Source organism: Cobetia sp. 2AS, assembly GCF_029846355.1.
Classification (GTDB): domain Bacteria; phylum Pseudomonadota; class Gammaproteobacteria; order Pseudomonadales; family Halomonadaceae; genus Cobetia; species Cobetia amphilecti.
Genome location: NZ_JARWKQ010000001.1, coordinates 660,849 through 681,046 on the forward strand (window position 1 = coordinate 660,849; position 20,198 = coordinate 681,046).

Consider the following 20,198-nt stretch of genomic DNA (forward strand, 5'->3'; position numbering starts at 1 on the left):
GCGCATCCATGAATGAGGTAGTCACGTGACATCTTTACCCGATTCTCGCCTGGCCCACATGTCGCCCTCGTTGGACGACATGGCCAGCCGTGTGCTGGCGGAACACGCCTCCAGTCAGCGCACACGTACCATCGTGGCCCTCGCCGGCCCGCCGGCGGCGGGCAAGTCGACGTTGTCGGAATCCCTGTGCGAGACCCTCAATGCGCTGGAACCCGGCATCGCCGTAGTGGTGCCGATGGATGGCTATCACTACGACAATGCCGTGCTGGCGCCGCAGGGCCTGCTCTACGTCAAGGGCGCACCGGAGACCTTCGATGCGCGCGGGCTCTATCATGATCTCGTCAGGGTGCGCGCCGATGATGGCCCGGTCGCCGTGCCGGTCTTCGATCGCCCGCTGGACCTGGCACGTGCCGGTGGCCGCGTGGTCGAGACCCACCATCGCATCGTGCTGGTCGAGGGCAACTATCTGCTGCTGCGCCACGCGCCCTGGGACGCGCTGCTCGGCTTGTTCGACATCAGCATCTTTCTGGATATCGAGGATGAGGTGCTGGTGCCGCGTCTGCTGCATCGCTGGCGCGAGATGGGCCAGGATGCCCGCGGTGCCCACGAGCGCACCCATCACAAGGACATGCTCAACGCGCACCTGATCAAGCAGGACTCGCTCAACGCCGACTGGCGTTGGCGCCTCGCGAATGCCCCCATCGGCCCCGATGGGGAAGACCGCTGAATGACGGATGGCAGGGAGAGCCCCATGTGGGTAGGCGTTGACTGTGGGACTCAGAGTACCAAGGTGGTGATCGTCGATCCGGCCTGCGGCAGCATCGTGGCCCAGGGCCAGCGCAGTCATGCGCTGCAGGAAGGCGCCAACGGGCGTCGCGAGCAGGACCCGCAGGACTGGGTGGCGGCGCTTGAGGGCGCCTTCGCTGATGCACTGGCCGCCTCGCGGCTGGACCCGCAGCGCATCACGGCGATCGGGGTGTCCGGTCAGCAGCATGGCATGGTGGTGCTGGATGCGGCCGGCGTGCCGCTCCATCCGGCCAAGCTGTGGTGTGATACCGAGACCAGCGAGCACAATGCCTCATTGATTGAGGCGCTGGGAGGTGAGGCGGGCTGTCTGGAGACGCTCGGCCTGGTGCTGCAGACCGGCTACACCGCCTCCAAGCTCGCCTGGCTGCGTGAGCGGCATCCCGAGCGCTACCAGCGCATCGCCAGCATCCTGCTGCCGCATGACTATCTCAACTTCTGGCTGACCGGCGAGCGCGTCGCCGAATATGGCGATGCCTCGGGCACCGGCTATTTCGATACCCGGCGGCGCTGCTGGCATCTGGATGTCTTCGCGCAGATCGCCCCGGAGCTTGATGCCCGGCGCGTGCTGCCCCGATTGATCGAATCCCACGAGCCGGCCGGACGCATTCGCCCCGAGATCGCCGCGCGCTTCGGGCTGCGTGACGACGTCATCGTCTCCAGCGGCGGCGGCGACAACATGATGAGCGCCATCGGCACCGGCAACATCGCGCCGGGGCGGGTGACGCTCAGCATGGGCACCTCCGGCACGGTATGCGCCTGGTCGGCGGACTATCCGGCCGGCTGCGACCCTCAGGTGGCCAGTTTCAGCGCCAGCGATGGTGGCTGGCTGCCGCTGGTATGCACCATGAATGTGACCTCGGCGACCACACGGGTACGCGAGATTTTCGGCTTCGACATCGCCACCTTCTCCGCCCAGGTGGCAAGTGCCCCGCGCGGAGCCGAGGGCGTGCAGGTGCTGCCGTTCTTCAATGGCGAGCGCGTGCCGATGCTGCCGCGTGCCCAGGCCAGTTTCCATGGGCTGGACAGTCGCAATGCCACCCCGGCCAACCTGTGCCGCGCGACCATGGAAGGCGCAAGTTACGGCCTGCGCTACGCACTCGAGTGCATGGGGCCGCTGGGCAGTGAGGCGCGCCAGATCCGCCTGGTGGGCGGTGGTGCCAAAAGCCCGTTGTGGCGTCAGATGCTGGCCGACATTCTCGGCCTTGAGGTGGTCTGCCCGCAGGTGACCGAGGCCGCCGCCCTGGGCGCCGCGATTCAGGCGGGCTGGTGTCTGGGACAGTCAGGCAATGAGGGGCAAGGCCGCCACGGCGAGACGCTTGAGCAACTCTGCGAGCGGCTGGTCGCGCTGGATCACGCGACACTCGCCCAGCCCCAGGCCGAAGGCGTGGCCGCCTACCGCAAGGGCTACGCCGATTACCGCGCGTTGCTGGCCAGCGAGCACGGCATTGCCGCCGGCGGCTGAGCACGTTGTCAGAGCTCGTTGTCAGAGCACGGCGGCTGAACTCAATACATCAGCACGTCACGCCAAACACATCGCCCCCGTCGAGTCTCACTCGGCGGGGGCGATGTGTTTCACGCGCTTCACGGCATCAGTCGCGGCTCAGGCACGAGCTCAGGCATTGGACGAGCGCGCCCACAGATTGACGCCACCATCGACGGCGTAGCGATCGATCTCGTCGAGCTCGGCCTGGGTGAAGTCGAGATGATCCAGTGCCTTGACGCAATCGCTGACCTGTTCCGGACGGCTGGCGCCGATCAGTGCGGTGGTGACGCGGTTGCCACGCAGCGCCCAGGCGAGGGCCATCTGGGCCAGCGACTGGCCACGGCGCTCGGCGATGGCGTTGAGGGCGCGCACCCGCTCCAGATTGTCCTCGGTGAGGTGGTCTTCCTTGATCGCTCCGCCGCGAGCCAGACGGCTATCCTGTGGCACGCCGCCCAGATACTTGTTGGTCAGCACGCCCTGGGCCAGCGGCGAGAACACGATGGAGCCGATGCCCTCGTCATCGAGGGTGTCGAGCAGGCCGTCTTCCTCGATCCAGCGATTGATCATCGAGTAGCTGGGCTGATGGATGATGCACGGCGTGCCCAGCTCGCGCAGGATAGCGGCGGCTTCGCGGGTACGCTGGGCATTGTAGGAGGAGATGCCCGCATAGAGCGCCTTGCCGGAACGCACGGCACTGTCCAGCGCCCCCATCGTCTCTTCCAGCGGCGTGTCCGGATCGAAGCGGTGCGAATAGAAGATATCGACGTAATCAAGATCCATGCGCTTGAGGCTCTGATCCAGGCTCGAGAGCAGGTACTTGCGGCTGCCCCATTCGCCGTAGGGGCCAGGCCACATGTGATAGCCCGCCTTGGTGGAGATCACCATCTCATCGCGGTAGCCGGCAAAATCGCGCTTGAGCATGCGACCGAACATTTCCTCGGCGCTGCCCGGTGGCGGCCCGTAGTTGTTGGCCAGATCGAAGTGGGTGATGCCCAGATCGAAGGCGGTCTGGCAGATGGCGCGCGCATTGTCTTCGTGGGCGTTGTTGCCGAAGTTGTGCCAGAGCCCCAGTGACAGGCGGGGCAGTTTGAGGCCGCTCTTGCCGCAGCGCTGGTAGTGCATGCGTTCGTAGCGATCTTCAGCCGGGGTATAGCGCATGGCGGAGTCCTTTCGCGAGTGGAGGCGTCGATGTCTCACAGGGGTGAGGTGACATCGAATGACGCCTTCAGTCTAGGTCGCGTCTGCAGGTCTGATAAGCACATGCGAACGAATAGATTGTTCGCCAGAACGTACAATGCTGTGGCAGTCTCGATCACTGAAATCCCGGATGGCTGGCATGAGGAGCAGGCAGGATGCGGTATCACAAGCAGGTGGAGCGACTGATGTTGTTCGCTCAGGTGGCGGAAACCCTCAGCTTCACCCGGGCGGCCAAGGCGCTGGGCGTGTCGCGTGCCCATCTTTCCGAGCAGGTGCGGCGGCTGGAGCAGGACATCGGGGCGCCCTTGCTGATCCGCACCACGCGGGCGGTCCGTCTCACCGAGGAAGGTGAGCGCATTCGCCAGCGCATGCAGTCGGTGCATGGCGAGTTGCTGGCACTGGAGCGCGAGCTTGAACACGACCTGGAGCAGACGAGTGAGTCGGAGTGTCAGGGCTACAGCGGGGTGTTGCGCATCACGGCGCCGGTACTGTTCGCCGAGCGTTATCTGGTCGAGGTCTGCAATGCCTTTCAGGCGCGCCATCCGGCAGTCGAGCTGCGTCTGGACGTCAGTTACGAGAGTCATGACCTGACCCGTGAGCCATTTGATGTGGCATTTCGCGCCACGCGCACGCCACCGGACAACATGATCGCGCGTCGCCTGCTCGATTACGTCCACTGCTGCTGCGCCTCGCCCGAGTATCTTGCCGCGCATGGCACGCCGCACACGGCCGCGGCGCTTGGCGATCATCGCTGCCACGTCTGGTCGGGGCAGTCCGGCTGGCCGCTGGCCAGTGGTGAGGTCAGTCTCGCGGGGGGATTGGCCATCAATGATCACCGCCTGCTCAAGCAGCAGGCGCTGGGTCATGCCGGCATCATCCGGGTCGCCCATTATCTGGTCGACCGTGAGCTGGCCGAAGGTCGTCTGGTGCGTCTGCTGGCGCATGAGGAGGGCGAACCCAACAGCATCTACATGCTCTATCCCCAGCGCCTGCCGCAGTCGGGCAAGCTGCGCGCCTTCATGGCCGCGGTGGAGGCCGCCATGCCGCCTCGCGGGGCGTGACCGAAAGACCCAGACGCAAGAGTGGCGTATGCCAAAAGACCGCCGTGCCCTGATGGGCGCGGCGGTCTTTTCATTCGCCATTTATTCAGGCCGGCGAGGGCTTTTTACCTAAACCGGTGAGGACTTATTATCCAAGCCGGTGAGGCCTCTTTATCCAGACTGGCGGCGCCTCAGAGGCCCAGTGCGGCGACCCCGGCCTTGGCGATCTGGGCATCCTGCTCCGGCTTGACGCCGGACACGCCGATGCTGCCGGCGATCTGGCCTTCGACCATCACCGGCACGCCGCCGCCCAGCATGCCTTCAAGCTGCGGCGCTGACAGGAAGGCGGTGCGCCCGCCGTTGATGGAGTCCTCGAACAGCTGAGTCTCGCGGCGACCCAGGGCAGCGCTCTTGGCCTTCTCCTGGGCGAAGTAGCCGGTCATCGCCGGGGTGTCGTCTAGGCGACGCAGGCCCAGCGGGTGGCCGCCATCGTCGGCAACGGCGATGGAGACGGCCCAGCCATTGGCCTCGGCTTCCTTCTGGGCGGCGTCCAGCATCTGATTGACGTCAGCGAGGGTCAGTACGTGGCGAGTGATCATCGGGCTTCCTTGGCAGTGGTGGGGGAAAAAGACAGTGAAAGAGATAGTGAAACAGATACTGAAACAGATAGTGACGCTTCATTCCTGCGGGAGCGTCTCGGGCAGGGCATCATCCACCAGTTCGATCCAGTGACTCACCGGCGTGCGTCCGGCGCTCGAGAGATGCGTCTGACAGCCGATGTTGGCGGTGGCGATGCGCGCAGGCCCGTTGGCCTCCAGCGCCTCAAGCTTGCGGTCTCGCAGCTGGCGTGACAACTCCGGTTGCGTGATCGAGTAGGTGCCGGCGGACCCGCAGCACAGATGGCCCTCCATGACAGGGGCCAGCGTGAAGCCCAGTTGCGACAGGATCTTCTCCACCTCGCCGCCCAGCCCCTGGGCATGTTGCAGGGTGCAGGGGCAATGGAAGGCCAGCGGTTGTTGGTCGGGCGCGGCCGCGAGACTCTGTCGATCTTGGCGGGCGATCTCCTCACCCAGCACTTCGACGATATCGCGGGCCAGGGCGCTTACGCGTGCAGCGCGCTCAGCATAGTCCGGGTCATCGGCCAGCATCTCGCCATATTCCTTGACGAAGGCCCCGCAGCCACTGGCGGTCTGCACGATCGCTTCCGCACCGGCCTCGATGGCCGGCCACCAGGCATCGATGTTGGCACGCATGCGCGCGCGACCGGCCTGCTGGGCGTTGAGGTGATAGTCGATGGCACCGCAGCAGCCGGCCTCGTGGATCGGCGTGACGCCGATGCCGAAGCGCGCCAGCACGCGGGCGGTGGCGGCATTGATGTTGGGGGCCAGGCCCGGTTGCACGCAGCCCTCCAGCATCAGCACCTGGCGCGGAAGCGCCTGATCAGAAGGCGTCGCGGTGACAGGGGCAGTCGGGTGCTTGGCTTGACGGTCTCGCTCGCGGGTCAGCGGGATCTTGTCGGCCAGCGCGCCAGGCGCGAGGGGACGAAAGCGCACGCCAAGTGTCAGCAGGGCCTTGAAGCGCGCGGGTTCGACCAGCGCATGGCGCAGGCCACTGCGCAGCAGGCGCTCTCGCCACGGGCGGCCGACGCGGCGCTCCAGTTCCTGACGCCCGATATCGAGCAGGGTGTGATACTGCACGCCCGACGGGCAGGTGGTCTCGCAGCTGCGACAGCTCAGACAGTGATCCAGATGCCGCTGGGTCTCGCGGGTGATCTCGCTGGCCTGCTGGCGGGTACTTGCGTCCGGGCTTTCGGGGTCGCTCTCCAGCAGCTGCTTGATCAGATAGATGCGCCCGCGCGGTCCGTCACGCTCATCGCCCAGCAGCTGATAGGTAGGGCAGGTGGCATTGCAGAAGCCGCAATGCACGCAGCTGCGCAGGACCTTGTCGGCCCGCTGGATATGCGGTCTGGCAAGCGCGGCGTCACTGAAGTGGGTCTGCATTCAGGTGCGTCTCCTGTCGTGGCGTGAGTCACATCTCGGCATACAGGCGACCGGGATTGAGGATGCCGTGGGGGTCCAGCTGCTGCTTGAGCTGAAGGTGATAGCGGGCATTGGGGGCGGCCAGCGGCATCAGCGGGCTGTCCTCGGCGGCGACGGTGCCCGGGGTATAACAGATGGCATGGCCACCCAGCCGGCTGGCCAGCGAGCGGATGCGCTGGGCCGGGGCATCGCTTGCGAGCCAGCGCTGGGCGCCCGCCCAGTCACACAGCAGGTCGGCATCCCCCACAGGGCCCAGCAGTTCGCTGACGGCGGCTTGCCACTCGAGGTGGTCCAGCGCCAGCGGCAGCGACAGTCGCCACAGCGCCTGATGCGGCGCGCGCGCGCTGAAGAAGGGCAGGCGGTGCTCACGCAGCTCAGTCCAATGCGCCGTCGCCTGATCCGCCGTCAGGGCCTCGCCGCCCAGCTGCTCGCAACCGGCCTGGACCGAACGCTCGCCTCCTTCCAGACGCAGGCTGAGGTGGCCGTCATGCCAGCTGGTCGCCGTGATCGGCAGCGGCGTGCGGCCCCAGGCATTCAGGCGAGTCAGCGCCTCGGCGAGGCTGAGTTCCAGACACAGCGATTCGCTTGCCACCGGGCGCGGCATCACCTTGAGCGAGACTTCACTGATCACGCCCAGCGTGCCCTGAGCACCGCACATCAGGCGCGACAGGTCGTAGCCCGCCACGTTCTTCATCACTTCCCCGCCGAAGCGCAGCGCCTTGCCGTCGGCACTGATGATGCGCGTGCCCAGCACCAGGTCGCGCAGGCTGCCGCTCCAGGGGCGGCGTGGGCCGCTGAGTCCCGAGGCGAGCGTGCCACCGACGGTCGCCGCGGGGCCGAAGTGGGGCGGCTCGCAGCTCAGGTGCTGACCTTGCTCGGCGAGTACGGCCTCCAGCGTCGCCAGTGGCGTGCCGGCGCGCACCGAGACCATCAGCTCCACCGGGTCGTAGTGGGTGATGCCATGATGCGCGCGCATGTCGAGCACTTCCTCGGCGGCCACTTCACGGCCGAGAAAGGCCTTGCTGCCACTGCCGGCGATGCGCAGCGGGCGCTTTGCCTCATGGGCAGCGCGGACCTGTGCGCGGAGTGCCTCACTGGCGTCCTGCTGCTGCGGGTGCTGGCTGGCGGCAGGCGTAGCGCACTCGGCATGGCTCGGCACCTGATCCTGGAGCGAATCATCTGGCTCTGGCATGGCATGTCTCTATTGAAGTGGCTATGAAGTGGCGATGAAGTGGCGATGAAGTGGCGAACGTCAGGTAGCGAAAGGTCAGGCGGCGGCGGATTCGAGAGCTGTCCATGACAGAGAAACCGTCCAGCCACGCGGCAGCTGTCCAGCCACGTGGCAGCTGTCTAGAAACGCGGCAGATCGGGATGCGGCAACTGGTTGTCATGCACATGCATGGCACCGAATTCGGCGCAGCGCGCCAGCGTCGGGATGTTCTTGCCGGGGTTGAGCAGGCCAGCGGGGTCGAAGGCGGCCTTCACGGCATGGAAGACGCTGATCTCCTCGTGGTTGAACTGGGCGCACATCTGATTGATCTTCTCGCGGCCCACGCCATGTTCGCCGGTGATGCTGCCGCCGGCGGCCACGCACAGTTCGAGAATCTTGCCGCCGACCTCCTCGGCCAGTTCCAGCTCGCCGGGCTGATTGGCATCGAACAGGATCAGCGGGTGCATGTTGCCGTCACCGGCATGGAAGACATTGGCCACCGCGAGCCCCGATTGGCGCGAGAGCTCCGCGATGCCGTTCAGCACGGCGGGCAGCTCGCGGCGCGGAATGGTGCCATCCATGCAGTAGTAGTCGGGCGACATGCGGCCCACGGCGGGGAAGGCATTCTTGCGCCCGGCCCAGAAGCGCGCGCGCTCGGCCTCGTCCTGTGCCTGGCGGATCTCGGTGGCGCCGGCGCGCTCCAGCACCTCACGGACTCGCGCGCAGTCATCCACGACATCGGCCTCGGCGCCGTCCAGCTCGCAGAGCAGAATGGCGGCGGCCTCGACCGGATAGCCCGCGTGGATGAAGTCCTCGGCGGCGCGGATCGCCAGGTTGTCCATCATCTCGAGCCCGCCGGGGATGATGCCGCAGGCGATGATGTCGCCCACCGCGCGGCCGGCCTTGTCGATATCGGCGAAGCTCGCCATCAGTACCTTGGCGGTCTCGGGCCTGGGCAGCAGGCGCACCGTGACTTCCGTGACCACCCCCAGCATGCCTTCGGAGCCGGTCATCAGCGCCAGCATGTCCAGGCCGGGCGAGTCGAGGCTGTCGGCGCCGATCGTCATCGCCTCGCCTTCGATGGTCAGCATCTCGAGCTTGAGCAGGTTGTGCACGGTGAGGCCGTACTTGAGGCAGTGCACGCCACCGGCATTCTCGGCCACGTTGCCGCCGATGGAGCAGGCGATCTGCGAAGAGGGGTCCGGCGCGTAGTAGAGCCCGAAGGGCGCGGCGGCCTCGGAAATGGCGAGATTGCGCACCCCGGGCTGCAGGCGCGCGGTGCGGGCATCGGGGTCGATCTTGAGAATCCGCGCCATGCGCGACATCACCAGCAGCACGCCTTGCGCCAGCGGCAAGGCGCCGCCGGACAGCCCGGTGCCGGCGCCACGTGTCACCACCGGCACGCCCAGCGCATGACATTCACGCAGCAGGGCGGCGACCTGCTCGACCCGCTCCGGGAGGGCGACCAGCATCGGCATGACGCGATAGGCGGACAGGCCATCACATTCGAAGGGGTGCAGGTCCTCCTCGCGGTGCAGCAGCGTCAGGTCCGGCAGCAGGGTGGTGAGATGCGCCAGCACCTGGCCCTTGTCGTGCTGGGCCAGCGGTCCATCCAGCGTCGGGTCATAGAGGATATTCATGCACTGCCTCCCGGGAGGTTGGGGTCTGCGCGGCTGCTGTCTGTCGTTACTGTCGGCTGGTGCTGTCTGTCGTTACTGTTGGCTGGTGCGGGGTTCGAGCGAGTCGCCTGTCGACTCCGCCGCACCTGATCTGCACACAATCTGGCCTGCCTCCCCGGCCTTGTCCATGCTTCACATCAGTGGTCTGACCAGACATTCGTCTAGTGTTTGTGCAAGGAAAACCACGCTTTACTGGCCTCACGTCTGCTGCCATCAGGCGGCTTTGCGCCCGCTGATCGACAGGTCTGACCAGTCGGAAATCGCCAGGCGCTGCCGGCGGGTCGATCAAGAGCCACGAGCGGGTTGATCAAGGCGAGCACACAACGGTCGAGCAAAAGGGGAGGGGCAGGATGCTGCGAACCATCGGCGAGTCAGGGGCTGACCCGCGCGCCGCGGATCAGGCAGCGGCGCGTCTGGAGCAATTGATTCTGGACGGCGTGCTCAAGCCCGGGCAGATGATCCCCTCGGAGCGCCGGCTATGTGAGCGGCTGGGCATCTCGCGGGCCTCGCTGCGTGAAGGGCTCAGGCTGTTGCGTGGCAAGGGCATCATCGAGACGCGACACGGCAAGGGCTCGAGCGTCGCGGCGCTGTTGCCGAGCGGCGATATCAGCCCGCTGATGCACCTGTTTCGGGATCAGCCGCGCACCCTGTATGACCTGCTGGAAGTGCGGGCCCTGCTGGAAGGGCAGTCGGCGCGACTGGCCGCCCAGCGCGGCACGCCGGCGGACCGGGTGCTGATCCGACGTCATTACGAGGCGATGGCGGCCTGCGTGCGCGAGTATCCGCCTGATTTTGAGTCCTCAGCGCCGGGCGATGAGGCGCTGCCGGATGCCCAGCAGCTGGCGCGTCACGACCACGCCTTTCACCACGCCATCTGTGAGGCGTCCCACAATCCGGTGCTGGTGCATACGCTCAAGGGCATCAATGATCTGCTGCTCAGCTCGGTATTTGCCTCGCTGCGCAATCTCTACCATCGCCCGATCCCCCGCAGCCAGATCAATGCCCAGCACACGGCCATCTACCGCGCGGTGATGGACCAGCAGCCGGAGGCGGCGGAGAAGGCGGCGCTGGAGCATCTGCACAGCATTCGCGACAACCTGCGAGAGCTGGAGGCGGAGGACGAGCGGCTGGTGCGCTCGGCCATGCGGCTGGAAGGCTTCGAGTAGCGCGTCAGGGTTCTGGCTCAGGCGTGCGCGCTGGTGGACAAGCAGGCTGGCAAGCGGGGCGGACTCAAGGCAAAGTGGGCAGCTCATCGCCCAGGACAACGTGCTGCCTTCATGTGGAAACTCTCTTCCGCGAGTGATTGGCTCGACCGCCTCAATCACTCCCGCCACGCCATGCTGTGGCTGTTCATCGCCTCGATGCTGGAAACCCTGCTGATCCCGATTCCCATCGAGGTCGTTCTGATCCCGTGGATGCTGCGCCACCCCGAGCGCCGCTGGCGCGTGGCCGCGGTGGCACTCGCCGGCAACCTGACCGCGGCGTTGCTGGGCTTCTATCTGGGGGCCTACGCGCTGGCGATGTGGGGCGATGGGTTGATCGGCTTCTTCGGCGGGCAGCAGGCCTTTGAATCCTTCCAGCAGCGCTTCAGCGAGCAGGGCTTCCTTGCCATCATGCTGATCGGCATCGTGCCGATTCCCTTCCAGAGCGCCATGCTGGTCGCCGGTGCCAGCGGCTATCCGGTCGCGTTGTTCCTGCTGGCGGCGCTGATCGGGCGCGGGGTGCGCTATTTCGGGCTGGCAGCCCTGGTGGCACTGGTCGAGGATCAGGCGCTGGCGCTCTGGCAGCGCTACTCGCGCCCGCTGGGAGTGATCGGGCTGGCGCTGACCGGCGTGTGGTTGTGGCAGGCCTTCATCGCCTGATCGCTCACTCTTGCCGGCTTGCGCTGGCCTGTGACAGCAACGCCTTGCCGCGCTGATAGTCGGCCTGCCAGATCGCCTCGGGTACCATGCTGCCGCCGGTGGCCCAGACGACATGGGTGGTATTGGCCTGCACCTCGCCGTCATCCAGCCCGTTGGCCGCCCGCCAGGCGTGCCACTCGGGGGCGTCATTGCGCAGTACGTGGTGGATACCGGGTACGCCGGCCAGCGCGGACGGCTCAAGCATGAGCCCTTCGCTGTCATATGCCAGCGCGAGCAGTTCGAGCAGATGCTCATCGCGCACGGTATGGATGCCGCTGAGCAAGGGGGCCATCACACGCCCGACGAAGGCCGAGGCGCGACCCACCGCCAGGCCATCGGCGCAGGTGCGATTGTCCAGCCCGATATCCTCCACCGCGATACCGTCATGTTCTCCGGTCAACATGCCCAGCAGCATGCAGGGGGAGTTGACCGGCTCGGCGAAGAAGCAGTGCACGGCGTCACCGAAGACCTGCTTGAGGCCGTAGGCCACGCCGCCCGGGCCGCCGCCGACGCCACAGGGCAGATAGACGCAGAGCGGGTGGCGGGCATCCACCGGGATGCCCTGCGCTGAGAGCTGCTCCGCGAGGCGGCTGGCCGCCGTGGCGTAGCCCACGAACAGGTCCCGCGAGCTTTCATCATCGATGAAGTGGGCGTTGGGCTGCTGCGCTTCCTCGCGCCCAGCGGCGACGGCCTTGCCGTAATCCCCGCAGTGCTCCACGACCTCCGCGCCCCGCGCGCGCAGCAGGTCCTTCTTCCATTGCTTGGCATCCGCCGACATGTGCACGGTGACGCGAAAGCCGAGCCGCGCGCTCATGATACCGATGCTGAGCCCCAGGTTGCCGGTGGAACCCACCACGACCTGTTGGCCGGCCAGCAGGTCACGTATCTCATCACGCTGGAAGGCGCGGTAGTCGTCTTCCTGATGCAGCAGCCCTGCGTCAACGGCGAGACGCTCGGCATGCTTGAGCACCTCATGGATGCCGCCGCGCGCCTTGATCGAACCCGAGATGGGCAGGGCGTTGTCACACTTGATCATCAGGCGGCCGGGCAGCGGGGATTCGGTTGCGCTGAGGGGATAAGCGGTCGAGGCTATGCCGCTCAGCGCCTGCTGTAAGCCAGGCGCTGCCACCAGCGGCGATTCGATGCGCCCTGACGCGGCGGCGGTCTCGGGGAAGGCCTCGGCAATCCAGGGAGCGAAACGCATCAGGCGTGCGTCGGCGTCCTCGATGTCCTGGACTCCCACGCCACTCGCCTGCAGCGCCGGTGAGGCGAGCGCCTTGGCGGTCGCGACGTGTTCAGGGTTGAGCCAGCCGATTTCGCGGCCGGCCATCAGGCTGGCGATTTCCGGGTGACGCAGCGTCAGGGCGTGGAGGTCATGGGGCGTGGCAGACATGCGGTGTCCTTGTGGGGGCTCGATCCAGCGATCAGGTCAGATCACAGGTTAGCGCGTCTTCCACTGGCAACGCACGTAGCCCAGCTTTCACATTCCGTAAAGGTCAGTGACAAAAAAGACCGAATTTTTTGGCAACCGTCGGGATAGAAATGCAAAAGGTGCAGTCATAGTAAGCAAGGACATGATGTTATCGCGATGTTATGTCTGGCTTTAACTGTTCTTTGGTCCGCCACGGTTTTCCTGGCGGATTTTTTTATGCCTGAAATACGCGGGTTTTGGCAGGTTTTCGCCTGGGACGTTCGAATTTCCCCAGGCTTTCAGCGACTTTCACTGTGGTCAGAGGTCTTGTTAGCAGGGCGCGGCACAGCGCTTTCCAGCGACTGTCACCGCCTCGGGTTGCGGCGCGTAAATTGATGGGCGTCAGGCTGGCGGCAGAGATTGATTAGCCATTGGGTAATCTTCGAGGCGTTGGCCTGCTGGTGCAAGCATGCTGAAGACGCTCTCGATGCACTTGGTTTTCTCAGACCTAACGCACAGAGCCCCCAGCGGTGATGACCGCTGGGGGCTCTGTGCGTTAGGTCTGGCTCCAAGCAGTTTCTTGATGGGTGAACTGTCTCAACAGCCGTTCTGCATCACCAGCAGCGCACTCAGGACATCGCGGCGGGTGACCATGCCGATCAGGCGGCCCTGCTCGACCACAGGATAGACCTTGGGACGCTGGCCATTCATGTGCTGCGCCAGATCCGTGATGCTGTCATTCGGGCCGACGCTGAGGACTTCGTGACGCATCAGGTCGCCGACCTGGGCGTGCTGGCCGCAGTGATAGGCACTGTCGAGCAGCTTGCCGAGGATGTCCTGTTCGGAGATGAAGCCGATCAGGCGGTCCAGGTCATCCACGACCGGCACGCCGGGCAGACGGTGGTGGGTCAGGCCCTGGGCGAGTTCGAGAATGCTGGTGCGTGCCTTCACGCGATAACAGTCGCGGGACATGATGTCGCGAAGGGTCGAGGGCACCTTGAACTGGGTGGCTTTCATGGGCAGGTCTCCTGCGTCACTGCTCTTCGACTCTCCGGTGAGGGAGTCGTGCGATGAATGCCGGCAGCCACTTTCGTGACTGCCGGCGACATTCAACATCTGTTCAGAGCATAGGGCATCACTGCGTGAGCTGCGCGTCCCGTTGCCTTGAGGGGGTGTCAGTCACCCGGACCGCATTCCATGCAGCGCTCGACGATGGCCGGGCCCAGCTGCAGGTTGGCGTTGAGGTCACGCAGCGCAGTGCGCAGGCCTTCCTCGATCACCGGGTGATAGAAGGGCATTTCCAGCATCTGCTCGATGGTCATGCGTTGCTGATGGGACCAGGCCAGCAGGTGGGCGAGGTGCTCGGCACGCGGACCGAAGATCTCGGCGCCCAGCAGCAGGCCGGTGCCTTGCTCGCCATAGACGCGCAGCATGCCCTTGTTCATGCGCATCACGCGGGAGCGACCCTGGCCGGTGAAGTCGACTTCGCCCACCGCGTAGCAGTCGCAGGCACCGTAGCGCTGTTCGATCTCGGCGGTCGAGAGGCCGATGGTGGCCATCTGCGGATCGCTGAATACGACGGCGATGGTGCTCTTGCGCTGACCGGCACGCACGTCGGGGAAGCGACCGGCGTTGTCACCGGCGATACGACCCTCATCGGAGGCTTCGTGCAGCAGCGGCAGGTCGTTGTTGGCGTCGCCGGCGATGAAGACATGGCTCGGCGTGTCGTCGCTCAGACGAGTCTGCAGGGTGTGACGATTGAAGATCGGCACGCCGCGCTCGTCCAGCTTCAGACCCAGCGCCTCGATATTGAGGCGATCGACGTTCGGGCGACGGCCGGTGGCCGCGAGCAGGTAGTCGAAACGCTCGGTGAGACGTGCTTCGCTGCCACGCTCGATGAAGGTGATCTCGACACCGGCGCCATTCTCGTCCTCGACGCGTTCGATCTTCTCGACCTTGGCGTCCGGGTCGAGATAGAACTCCTCGTTGAAGACGCGATCGGCATTGGCACGCAGCTTCTCGTCACGCAGCGGGCCGATGGCACCGCCGACACCGAACATGCGGATGCGCACGCCGAGACGCGTGAGCGCCTGGCCCAGCTCCAGTCCGATGACGCCCGGGCCGAAGACGGCGACGGATTCCGGCAGGTCGTCCCAGTCGAAGACGCTGTCGTTGATGATCAGGCGGTCACCGGCATTCTCGAAGAAGCCCGGGTAGCTGGGGCGTGAGCCGGTGGCGATCACGACACGCTCGAAGGTGACGCGAGTCTCGTTGTCGCCGATGATCAGGCTGTTGGCGGTCTCGAAACGCGCATTGCCGCGCAGCTTGTCGTGGGAGGGAATGCCTTCCACGGACTCGACCACGAAGCCGACGAAGCGGTCGCGCTCACGCTTGACGCGGTCCATCACGGCGCGGCCATCCACCTTGACCTCGCCTTCGATATTGATGCCGAACGGTGCGGTATCACGGGCGTGATGCGCGGCTTCGGCCGCACTGATCAGCAGCTTGGACGGCATGCAGCCGACACGGGCACAGGTGGTGCCGTAGGGGCCGCCTTCGATCATGACCACGGAATCGGTGTGTGCCTTGGCGGCGCGATAGGCACCCAGACCGGCACTGCCTGCACCGATGATGGCGACTTCAACCTGGCGTTCGTTCACGTCGTACTCCTCAAGGCGCGCCAGTGGCGCACCTGACAATGGGGTCTCAAGCGCGAGCGTGGCCCGCGCGTGATGAAAAGAGAAAGTTATCGGGGCCTGTCAGCGTGATGCGTTCAAGCGCTGGTCAGGCTGCCGAAGTAGCGAGCGACTTCATCGCTGCCGCCGACATGCTCGCCGTCGATCCAGACCTGCGGCACGGTGGCCTGGCCGGTCATGGCGCGCAGGGTGCGTGAGGTCACGCCGCGGGTGCCGACTTCGATGACTTCGTAGCTGATGCGTGCTTCGTCGAGCATCTGCTTCGCACGTGCGCAGTACGGGCAGCCCGGCTTGCTGAACAGGGTAGCGAAGCTGGGACGGCCGGCGTCCGGGTCCAGATAGTCGAGCATGGTATCGGCGTCGGAGACTTCAAAGGGGTCGCCCGGCTTCTGCGGCTCGATGAACTGCTTCTCGACCACGCCGTTGCGTACCAGCATGGAATAGCGCCAGCTGCGCTTGCCGAAACCGATGTCGCTCTTGTCGACCAGCATGCCCATGCCGGCGGCGAAGTCGCCGTTGCCATCGGCGATCAGGCTCAGGTTCTCGGCTTCCTGATGCTCGCCCCAGGATTCCATGACGAAGGCGTCATTGACGGACAGGCAGACGATCTCGTCGACGCCGACAGCATAGAAGCGATCGGCCAGCTCGTTGTAGCGCGGCAGGTGAGTGGAGGAACAGGTCGGGGTGAAGGCGCCCGGCAGGGCGAAGACCACCACGTTGCGGCCCGAGAAGATCTCCTCGCTGGTGCGCTCGACCAGACGGCCGTCGCGACGGATCTTGAAGCTGACGTTCGGGACCTGCTGGCCTTCGTGTGATTCGAGTTGCATGAAATTGGCTCCGGTCTCGATGAGACGTATCTAAAGGGGATGGCAGGCGACTGAGGCTCGATGACAATGCCGAGTGCATGAGAAATCAGTGCCTTGCGAAACTGGAGCCAGTCTAGGGGCAAGCCTCTTGCGGGTGAATTTGATTGCATCAAGCGAGGCGATAGCTTTTCTTGATGATGATGCTGACAGTCAGTCGTGTGCTGGCGCATGGCCTTGTTCTCGGCAGGAACGTGCTGGCCGGCAAGCGGCTTTTTTGCCGGAAATAGTTATACAGACTTGATATTTGCCCCTGTCAGCCATAGGTAGTGGGTACGTCACAGCATCGTCAGGCGTCGAGTCTGGCAAGCGAGGCAATAGATGAACGCACGAGAGTACATGGCGAAGCACGGCCTGGACGGCGACAAGGACAAGGAGGAGGACAAGCCTCAGAGTCTGGAAGAACATGCCTGGGCACGTGCACGTGAGTCCGGCAGCCATCGGCCCCGCACCGGGACGCCGCATGACTGGGAAGACTGGGAGCGCTACCACGAGCAGCTGGCCGCGGACTCCGAGAAGCTGTCCCAGAAGATCGATCGTCAGGCCCGCGCCGGCGGATCCGCCTCTGCGCACGACGATGACGTCGACAAGGTCGACGCTGATCAAGACGGGCAGTGATCGAGAAGGACAGTGATCAAGAAGGACAGTGATCAAGAAGGACAGTGATCAAGAAGGACACTGATCAACACGAGTACCGAACATTCATGACCTCCGTGGAGTCACGGTTGTCACAATCGCAAGGAGCAACTCATGGATATCATTCGCATCGTTCTAGCCATCATCCTGCCGCCGCTGGGCGTTCTCATGCAGGTGGGTGTCGCCAACAAGCATTTCTGGATCAACATCATCCTGACCTGCTTCGGTTTCCTGCCGGGGATCATCCACGCGGTGTGGGTCATTACCAAGTTCTGACCGCCGCTGAGCCCCAGAGGCTCTGACATGGCTGCCCAACTCGGGTAACCCAGAGTTGAAAGACCCAAAGCCCCCGCTGCCTTGTGTGCAGCGGGGGCTTTTCAGTGGGCGCTCACCGGGGAAGCGCCATGTGGCGTCGGTGATTCAGCGGCGGGGCTTGCCGAGGGCCCTTGGCGAATGGCAGGCGACGGTAGTTCAACATGTAGACTTTCGCATAGCCTGATTTCAACGCTTTTCAGCGAGCGCTGCGCTTGTCGCCTCTCGCTTGCCCCCGTAGGGTCAAATGGGACTGAGGGCAGCGATCAGGGCCGGTGAAGCCTGTTCGATCACATGCTCCACGATAACAACAACACGTATGGATACCACGCATGGTCACGACTGCTGAGCCCGACGCGCCGCAGGAGACCAGCTCCTGCTTCGCGATCTTCAATGATGTGCAAAAGAGTTATGACGGCGAAACGCTGGTGGTCAAGGGCTTCAATCTTGAAGTCCAGCGCGGCGAGTTCGTCACCCTGCTGGGGCCGTCCGGTTCCGGCAAGACCACCTGCCTGATGATGATGGCAGGCTTCGAAACGCCGACCCACGGCGACATCCTCCTCGACGGTACCCCCATCAACGACTTGCCACCGCACAAGCGCGGTATCGGCATGGTCTTCCAGAACTATGCGCTGTTTCCGCACATGAGCGTGGCCGAGAACCTGGCCTTCCCATTGGAAGTGCGCGGCATGAGCAAGGAGGAGATCTCGACCAAGGTGGCCAACGCGCTGGACATGGTGCGACTCGGCGAATTCGGCGATCGCCGCCCGGGGCAGCTCTCCGGGGGGCAGCAGCAGCGGGTCGCTCTGGCACGTGCGCTGGTCTTCGAGCCGGAGTTGGTGCTGATGGATGAGCCGCTGGGGGCGCTGGACAAGAATCTGCGCGAGGAGATGCAGTTCGAGATCAAGCGTATCCACCAGCGCCTCGGCGTCACCATGCTCTACGTGACCCACGATCAGACGGAAGCGCTGACCATGTCGGACCGCATCGCGGTCTTCAATGACGGCATCGTCCAGCAGCTGGCAACCCCCGAGGCGCTGTATGAAGCGCCGGAGAATGCCTTCGTCGCCTATTTCATCGGCGAGAACAATCGCCTCAACGGCCAGGTATCGCAGCTCGACACTCAGGGTGAGCATTGCACGGTGACCCTCGACAGTGGCGAGCAGGTACGGGCACTCAAGGTGGCCGTCAATGAGGTCGGCGAGCGCACCCAGCTGTCACTGCGCCCGGAGCGGGTGCGCCTGCTGTCGGCGGAAGAGCCAGGCGCCGCGGGCACGCAAAGCCCTCCCGACAATGTCTTCTCCGCCGAGGTGCTCGAGGTGATCTATCTTGGAGATCATCTGCGCACGCGCGTGGCGGTCTGTGGCAGTGACGAATTTATCATCAAGACACCCAATGCCGAGGGCTATCCGCCCTTGCGGCCCGGGCAGACCTTGCAGGTCGGATGGGACGCCTGCGACTGCCGGGCGCTGGATGCCTGAGGCCAGCAAGGGTCAGAGCAGGCTGGAAGCACAGGCGAGAAAAGGACAGGAGAGAAAGGACAAGGCAGCACGGGAGGTGGAGCACGCTTCCTCAGCAGAGCAAGAGCAGATTTCGCGACAAGAGTGCAGCACAACAACAAGAAATCAGGGAGATTCATCCATGTCAGTCGTCAATCAGTTCACCGCGTCATTCACTACCTCGCGCCCGGGCATGCCGCTGCGCAGCCTGCTGGCGGTCGCCGTGGCAGCGGCCGGCATGAGCGCCGGAGCGGCCCAGGCCGAGACGCTCAATATCGTCTCGTGGGGCGGCGCCTATACCGACAGCCAGAACAAGGCCTATCACGAGCCCTGGGAAGAGAAGAGCGGCGACACCGTCGTCAATATCGACAAGTCATCCAATGCGCTGTCCGGTCTGCGCGCTCAGGTCCAGGCCGGCAACGTCACCTGGGACCTGGTCGACATGCTGCCCAGTGATGCCTTGATCGCCTGTTCGGAAGGCCTGATCGAGCCGCTGGACCCGGACACTCTGTTCGCGGCAGCGCCGGATGGCACGCCGGCCAGCGAGGACTTCATCGAGAATTCGCTCAGCGAGTGCTTCGTGCCGCAGATCGTCTACTCCAACATCGTGGCCTTCAATACCGAGATGTTCCCCGAGGACAAGCAGCCGGATTCCATCGATGACGTGTTCAATCTCGAGGAATTCCCCGGCAAGCGTGCGCTGCAGAAGAAGCCGATCAACAACATGGAGTGGGCGCTGGTGGCCGATGGCGTGGCCCCGGAAGATGTCTACGAGATGCTGGATTCCGAGGAAGGCATCGAACGTGCCTTCGCCAAGCTCGATACCATCAAGGACAGCGTGATCTGGTGGGAAGAGGGCGCACAGCCGCCGCAGCTGCTGGCGGACAAGGAAGTGGCCTTCGCCTCGGCCTACAACGGACGCATCTTCGATGCCGAGGTCAACGAGAAGCAGCCATTCTCCATCGTCTGGGATGCCCAGGTCTTCGAGCTGGATGGCTGGGTGGTGCCGACCGGCAAGCTCGACAAGGTCAAGGATTACCTGATGTTCGCCACCGATACCCAGCGTCTGGCGGATCAGGCCAAGTACATCTCCTACGGGCCGGCGCGTACCTCCTCCGCGGCTCTGGTCTCGACCCATGCGGACACCGGCATCGACATGAAGCCGCACATGCCCACCTATGGCCCCAACTTCGAGACCGCCATCCCCAAGGATGACGAATTCTGGGCCGACAACCTCGATGAGCTGAGCCAGCGCTTCAACGCCTGGCTGGCACGCTGACCCCTGCACTGACCCGCTGGCCCCGGTGGCGCACACCCGCGCGCCGGGGCCTTTTTGATCATGCCTGATGGCCCCTCGGCCATGCTTGATTCCGCCAGGTTGGCTTCCGTCACTGTCACGCGGAAGCCGGCTGGCGGCCCAGGCAT

Annotated in this window: 18 protein-coding genes; 9 read left to right on the plus strand and 9 right to left on the minus strand. The window is 64.8% G+C overall.

Annotated features, from left to right (window positions below; translation table 11 throughout):
• Window positions 1–25: 25 nt before the first annotated feature.
• Entirely contained in the window at window positions 26–727 is a 702-nt protein-coding gene (locus QD356_RS02840; RefSeq protein WP_318833280.1) for a nucleoside/nucleotide kinase family protein, read from the plus strand.
• 24 nt (window positions 728–751) lie between these two features.
• Window positions 752–2,269, plus strand: a complete 1,518-nt coding sequence (xylB, locus tag QD356_RS02845; RefSeq protein WP_192837909.1) for a xylulokinase — start codon at window positions 752–754, stop codon at window positions 2,267–2,269.
• A 150-nt stretch (window positions 2,270–2,419) separates the two neighbouring features.
• Here xylB and mgrA read toward each other — a convergent pair whose 3' ends face one another.
• On the minus strand, window positions 2,420–3,448 hold the full coding sequence (mgrA, locus tag QD356_RS02850) for an L-glyceraldehyde 3-phosphate reductase (protein ID WP_192837910.1): 1,029 nt from the start codon (window positions 3,446–3,448) through the stop codon (window positions 2,420–2,422).
• A 194-nt stretch (window positions 3,449–3,642) separates the two neighbouring features.
• Here mgrA and QD356_RS02855 point away from each other — a divergent pair, with 194 nt between their 5' ends.
• Entirely contained in the window at window positions 3,643–4,548 is a 906-nt protein-coding gene (locus QD356_RS02855) for a LysR family transcriptional regulator (RefSeq protein ID WP_192837911.1), read from the plus strand.
• Window positions 4,549–4,718: 170 nt separating this feature from the next.
• Here QD356_RS02855 and QD356_RS02860 read toward each other — a convergent pair whose 3' ends face one another.
• From QD356_RS02860 to glcD, 4 genes are all read right to left on the minus strand, one after another.
• Window positions 4,719–5,126, minus strand: coding sequence for a heme-binding protein (locus QD356_RS02860; RefSeq protein WP_043334532.1), 408 nt, complete (start codon window positions 5,124–5,126; stop codon window positions 4,719–4,721).
• A gap of 78 nt (window positions 5,127–5,204) precedes the next feature.
• Entirely contained in the window at window positions 5,205–6,527 is a 1,323-nt protein-coding gene (glcF, locus tag QD356_RS02865) for a glycolate oxidase subunit GlcF (protein WP_192837912.1), read from the minus strand.
• Between the two features lie 28 nt (window positions 6,528–6,555).
• Window positions 6,556–7,758, minus strand: a complete 1,203-nt coding sequence (gene glcE, locus QD356_RS02870) for a glycolate oxidase subunit GlcE (protein ID WP_192837913.1) — start codon at window positions 7,756–7,758, stop codon at window positions 6,556–6,558.
• A 158-nt stretch (window positions 7,759–7,916) separates the two neighbouring features.
• On the minus strand, window positions 7,917–9,416 hold the full coding sequence (gene glcD / locus QD356_RS02875) for a glycolate oxidase subunit GlcD (protein WP_192837914.1): 1,500 nt from the start codon (window positions 9,414–9,416) through the stop codon (window positions 7,917–7,919).
• Window positions 9,417–9,805: 389 nt separating this feature from the next.
• On the opposite strand from glcD, the gene glcC reads away from it, so the two are divergent.
• Together glcC and QD356_RS02885 are read left to right on the plus strand one after the other, a co-directional pair.
• Window positions 9,806–10,621: a transcriptional regulator GlcC gene (glcC, locus tag QD356_RS02880; RefSeq protein ID WP_192837915.1), complete on the plus strand. Its 816-nt coding sequence runs from the start codon at window positions 9,806–9,808 to the stop codon at window positions 10,619–10,621.
• 111 nt (window positions 10,622–10,732) lie between these two features.
• Window positions 10,733–11,317 carry a VTT domain-containing protein gene (locus QD356_RS02885; protein ID WP_192837916.1) on the plus strand — a complete coding sequence of 195 codons (585 nt, stop codon included), beginning with the start codon at window positions 10,733–10,735 and terminating at the stop codon, window positions 11,315–11,317.
• 4 nt (window positions 11,318–11,321) lie between these two features.
• Here QD356_RS02885 and QD356_RS02890 read toward each other — a convergent pair whose 3' ends face one another.
• From QD356_RS02890 to QD356_RS02905, 4 genes are all read right to left on the minus strand, one after another.
• A complete protein-coding gene (locus QD356_RS02890; RefSeq protein ID WP_192837917.1) occupies window positions 11,322–12,749 on the minus strand; it encodes a D-serine ammonia-lyase in 1,428 nt (475 codons plus the stop codon).
• A gap of 615 nt (window positions 12,750–13,364) precedes the next feature.
• Window positions 13,365–13,784: a CBS domain-containing protein gene (locus QD356_RS02895; RefSeq protein WP_192837918.1), complete on the minus strand. Its 420-nt coding sequence runs from the start codon at window positions 13,782–13,784 to the stop codon at window positions 13,365–13,367.
• Window positions 13,785–13,942: 158 nt separating this feature from the next.
• Window positions 13,943–15,427, minus strand: coding sequence for a dihydrolipoyl dehydrogenase (locus tag QD356_RS02900; protein ID WP_192837919.1), 1,485 nt, complete (start codon window positions 15,425–15,427; stop codon window positions 13,943–13,945).
• A gap of 113 nt (window positions 15,428–15,540) precedes the next feature.
• A complete protein-coding gene (locus QD356_RS02905; RefSeq protein WP_107335176.1) occupies window positions 15,541–16,290 on the minus strand; it encodes a glutathione peroxidase in 750 nt (249 codons plus the stop codon).
• Window positions 16,291–16,665: 375 nt separating this feature from the next.
• Here QD356_RS02905 and QD356_RS02910 point away from each other — a divergent pair, with 375 nt between their 5' ends.
• The 4 genes from QD356_RS02910 to QD356_RS02925 all read left to right on the plus strand — a co-directional run bounded on the left by QD356_RS02910 (window position 16,666) and on the right by QD356_RS02925 (window position 20,052).
• Window positions 16,666–16,944 (plus strand): hypothetical protein, encoded by a 279-nt coding sequence (locus tag QD356_RS02910; protein ID WP_192837920.1) that lies wholly within the window; start codon window positions 16,666–16,668, stop codon window positions 16,942–16,944.
• A 132-nt stretch (window positions 16,945–17,076) separates the two neighbouring features.
• Window positions 17,077–17,238, plus strand: coding sequence for a YqaE/Pmp3 family membrane protein (locus tag QD356_RS02915; protein WP_192837921.1), 162 nt, complete (start codon window positions 17,077–17,079; stop codon window positions 17,236–17,238).
• Window positions 17,239–17,606: 368 nt separating this feature from the next.
• Entirely contained in the window at window positions 17,607–18,755 is a 1,149-nt protein-coding gene (locus QD356_RS02920; protein ID WP_131431673.1) for an ABC transporter ATP-binding protein, read from the plus strand.
• 160 nt (window positions 18,756–18,915) lie between these two features.
• Entirely contained in the window at window positions 18,916–20,052 is a 1,137-nt protein-coding gene (locus QD356_RS02925) for an extracellular solute-binding protein (RefSeq protein WP_225996386.1), read from the plus strand.
• Window positions 20,053–20,198: the final 146 nt, after the last annotated feature.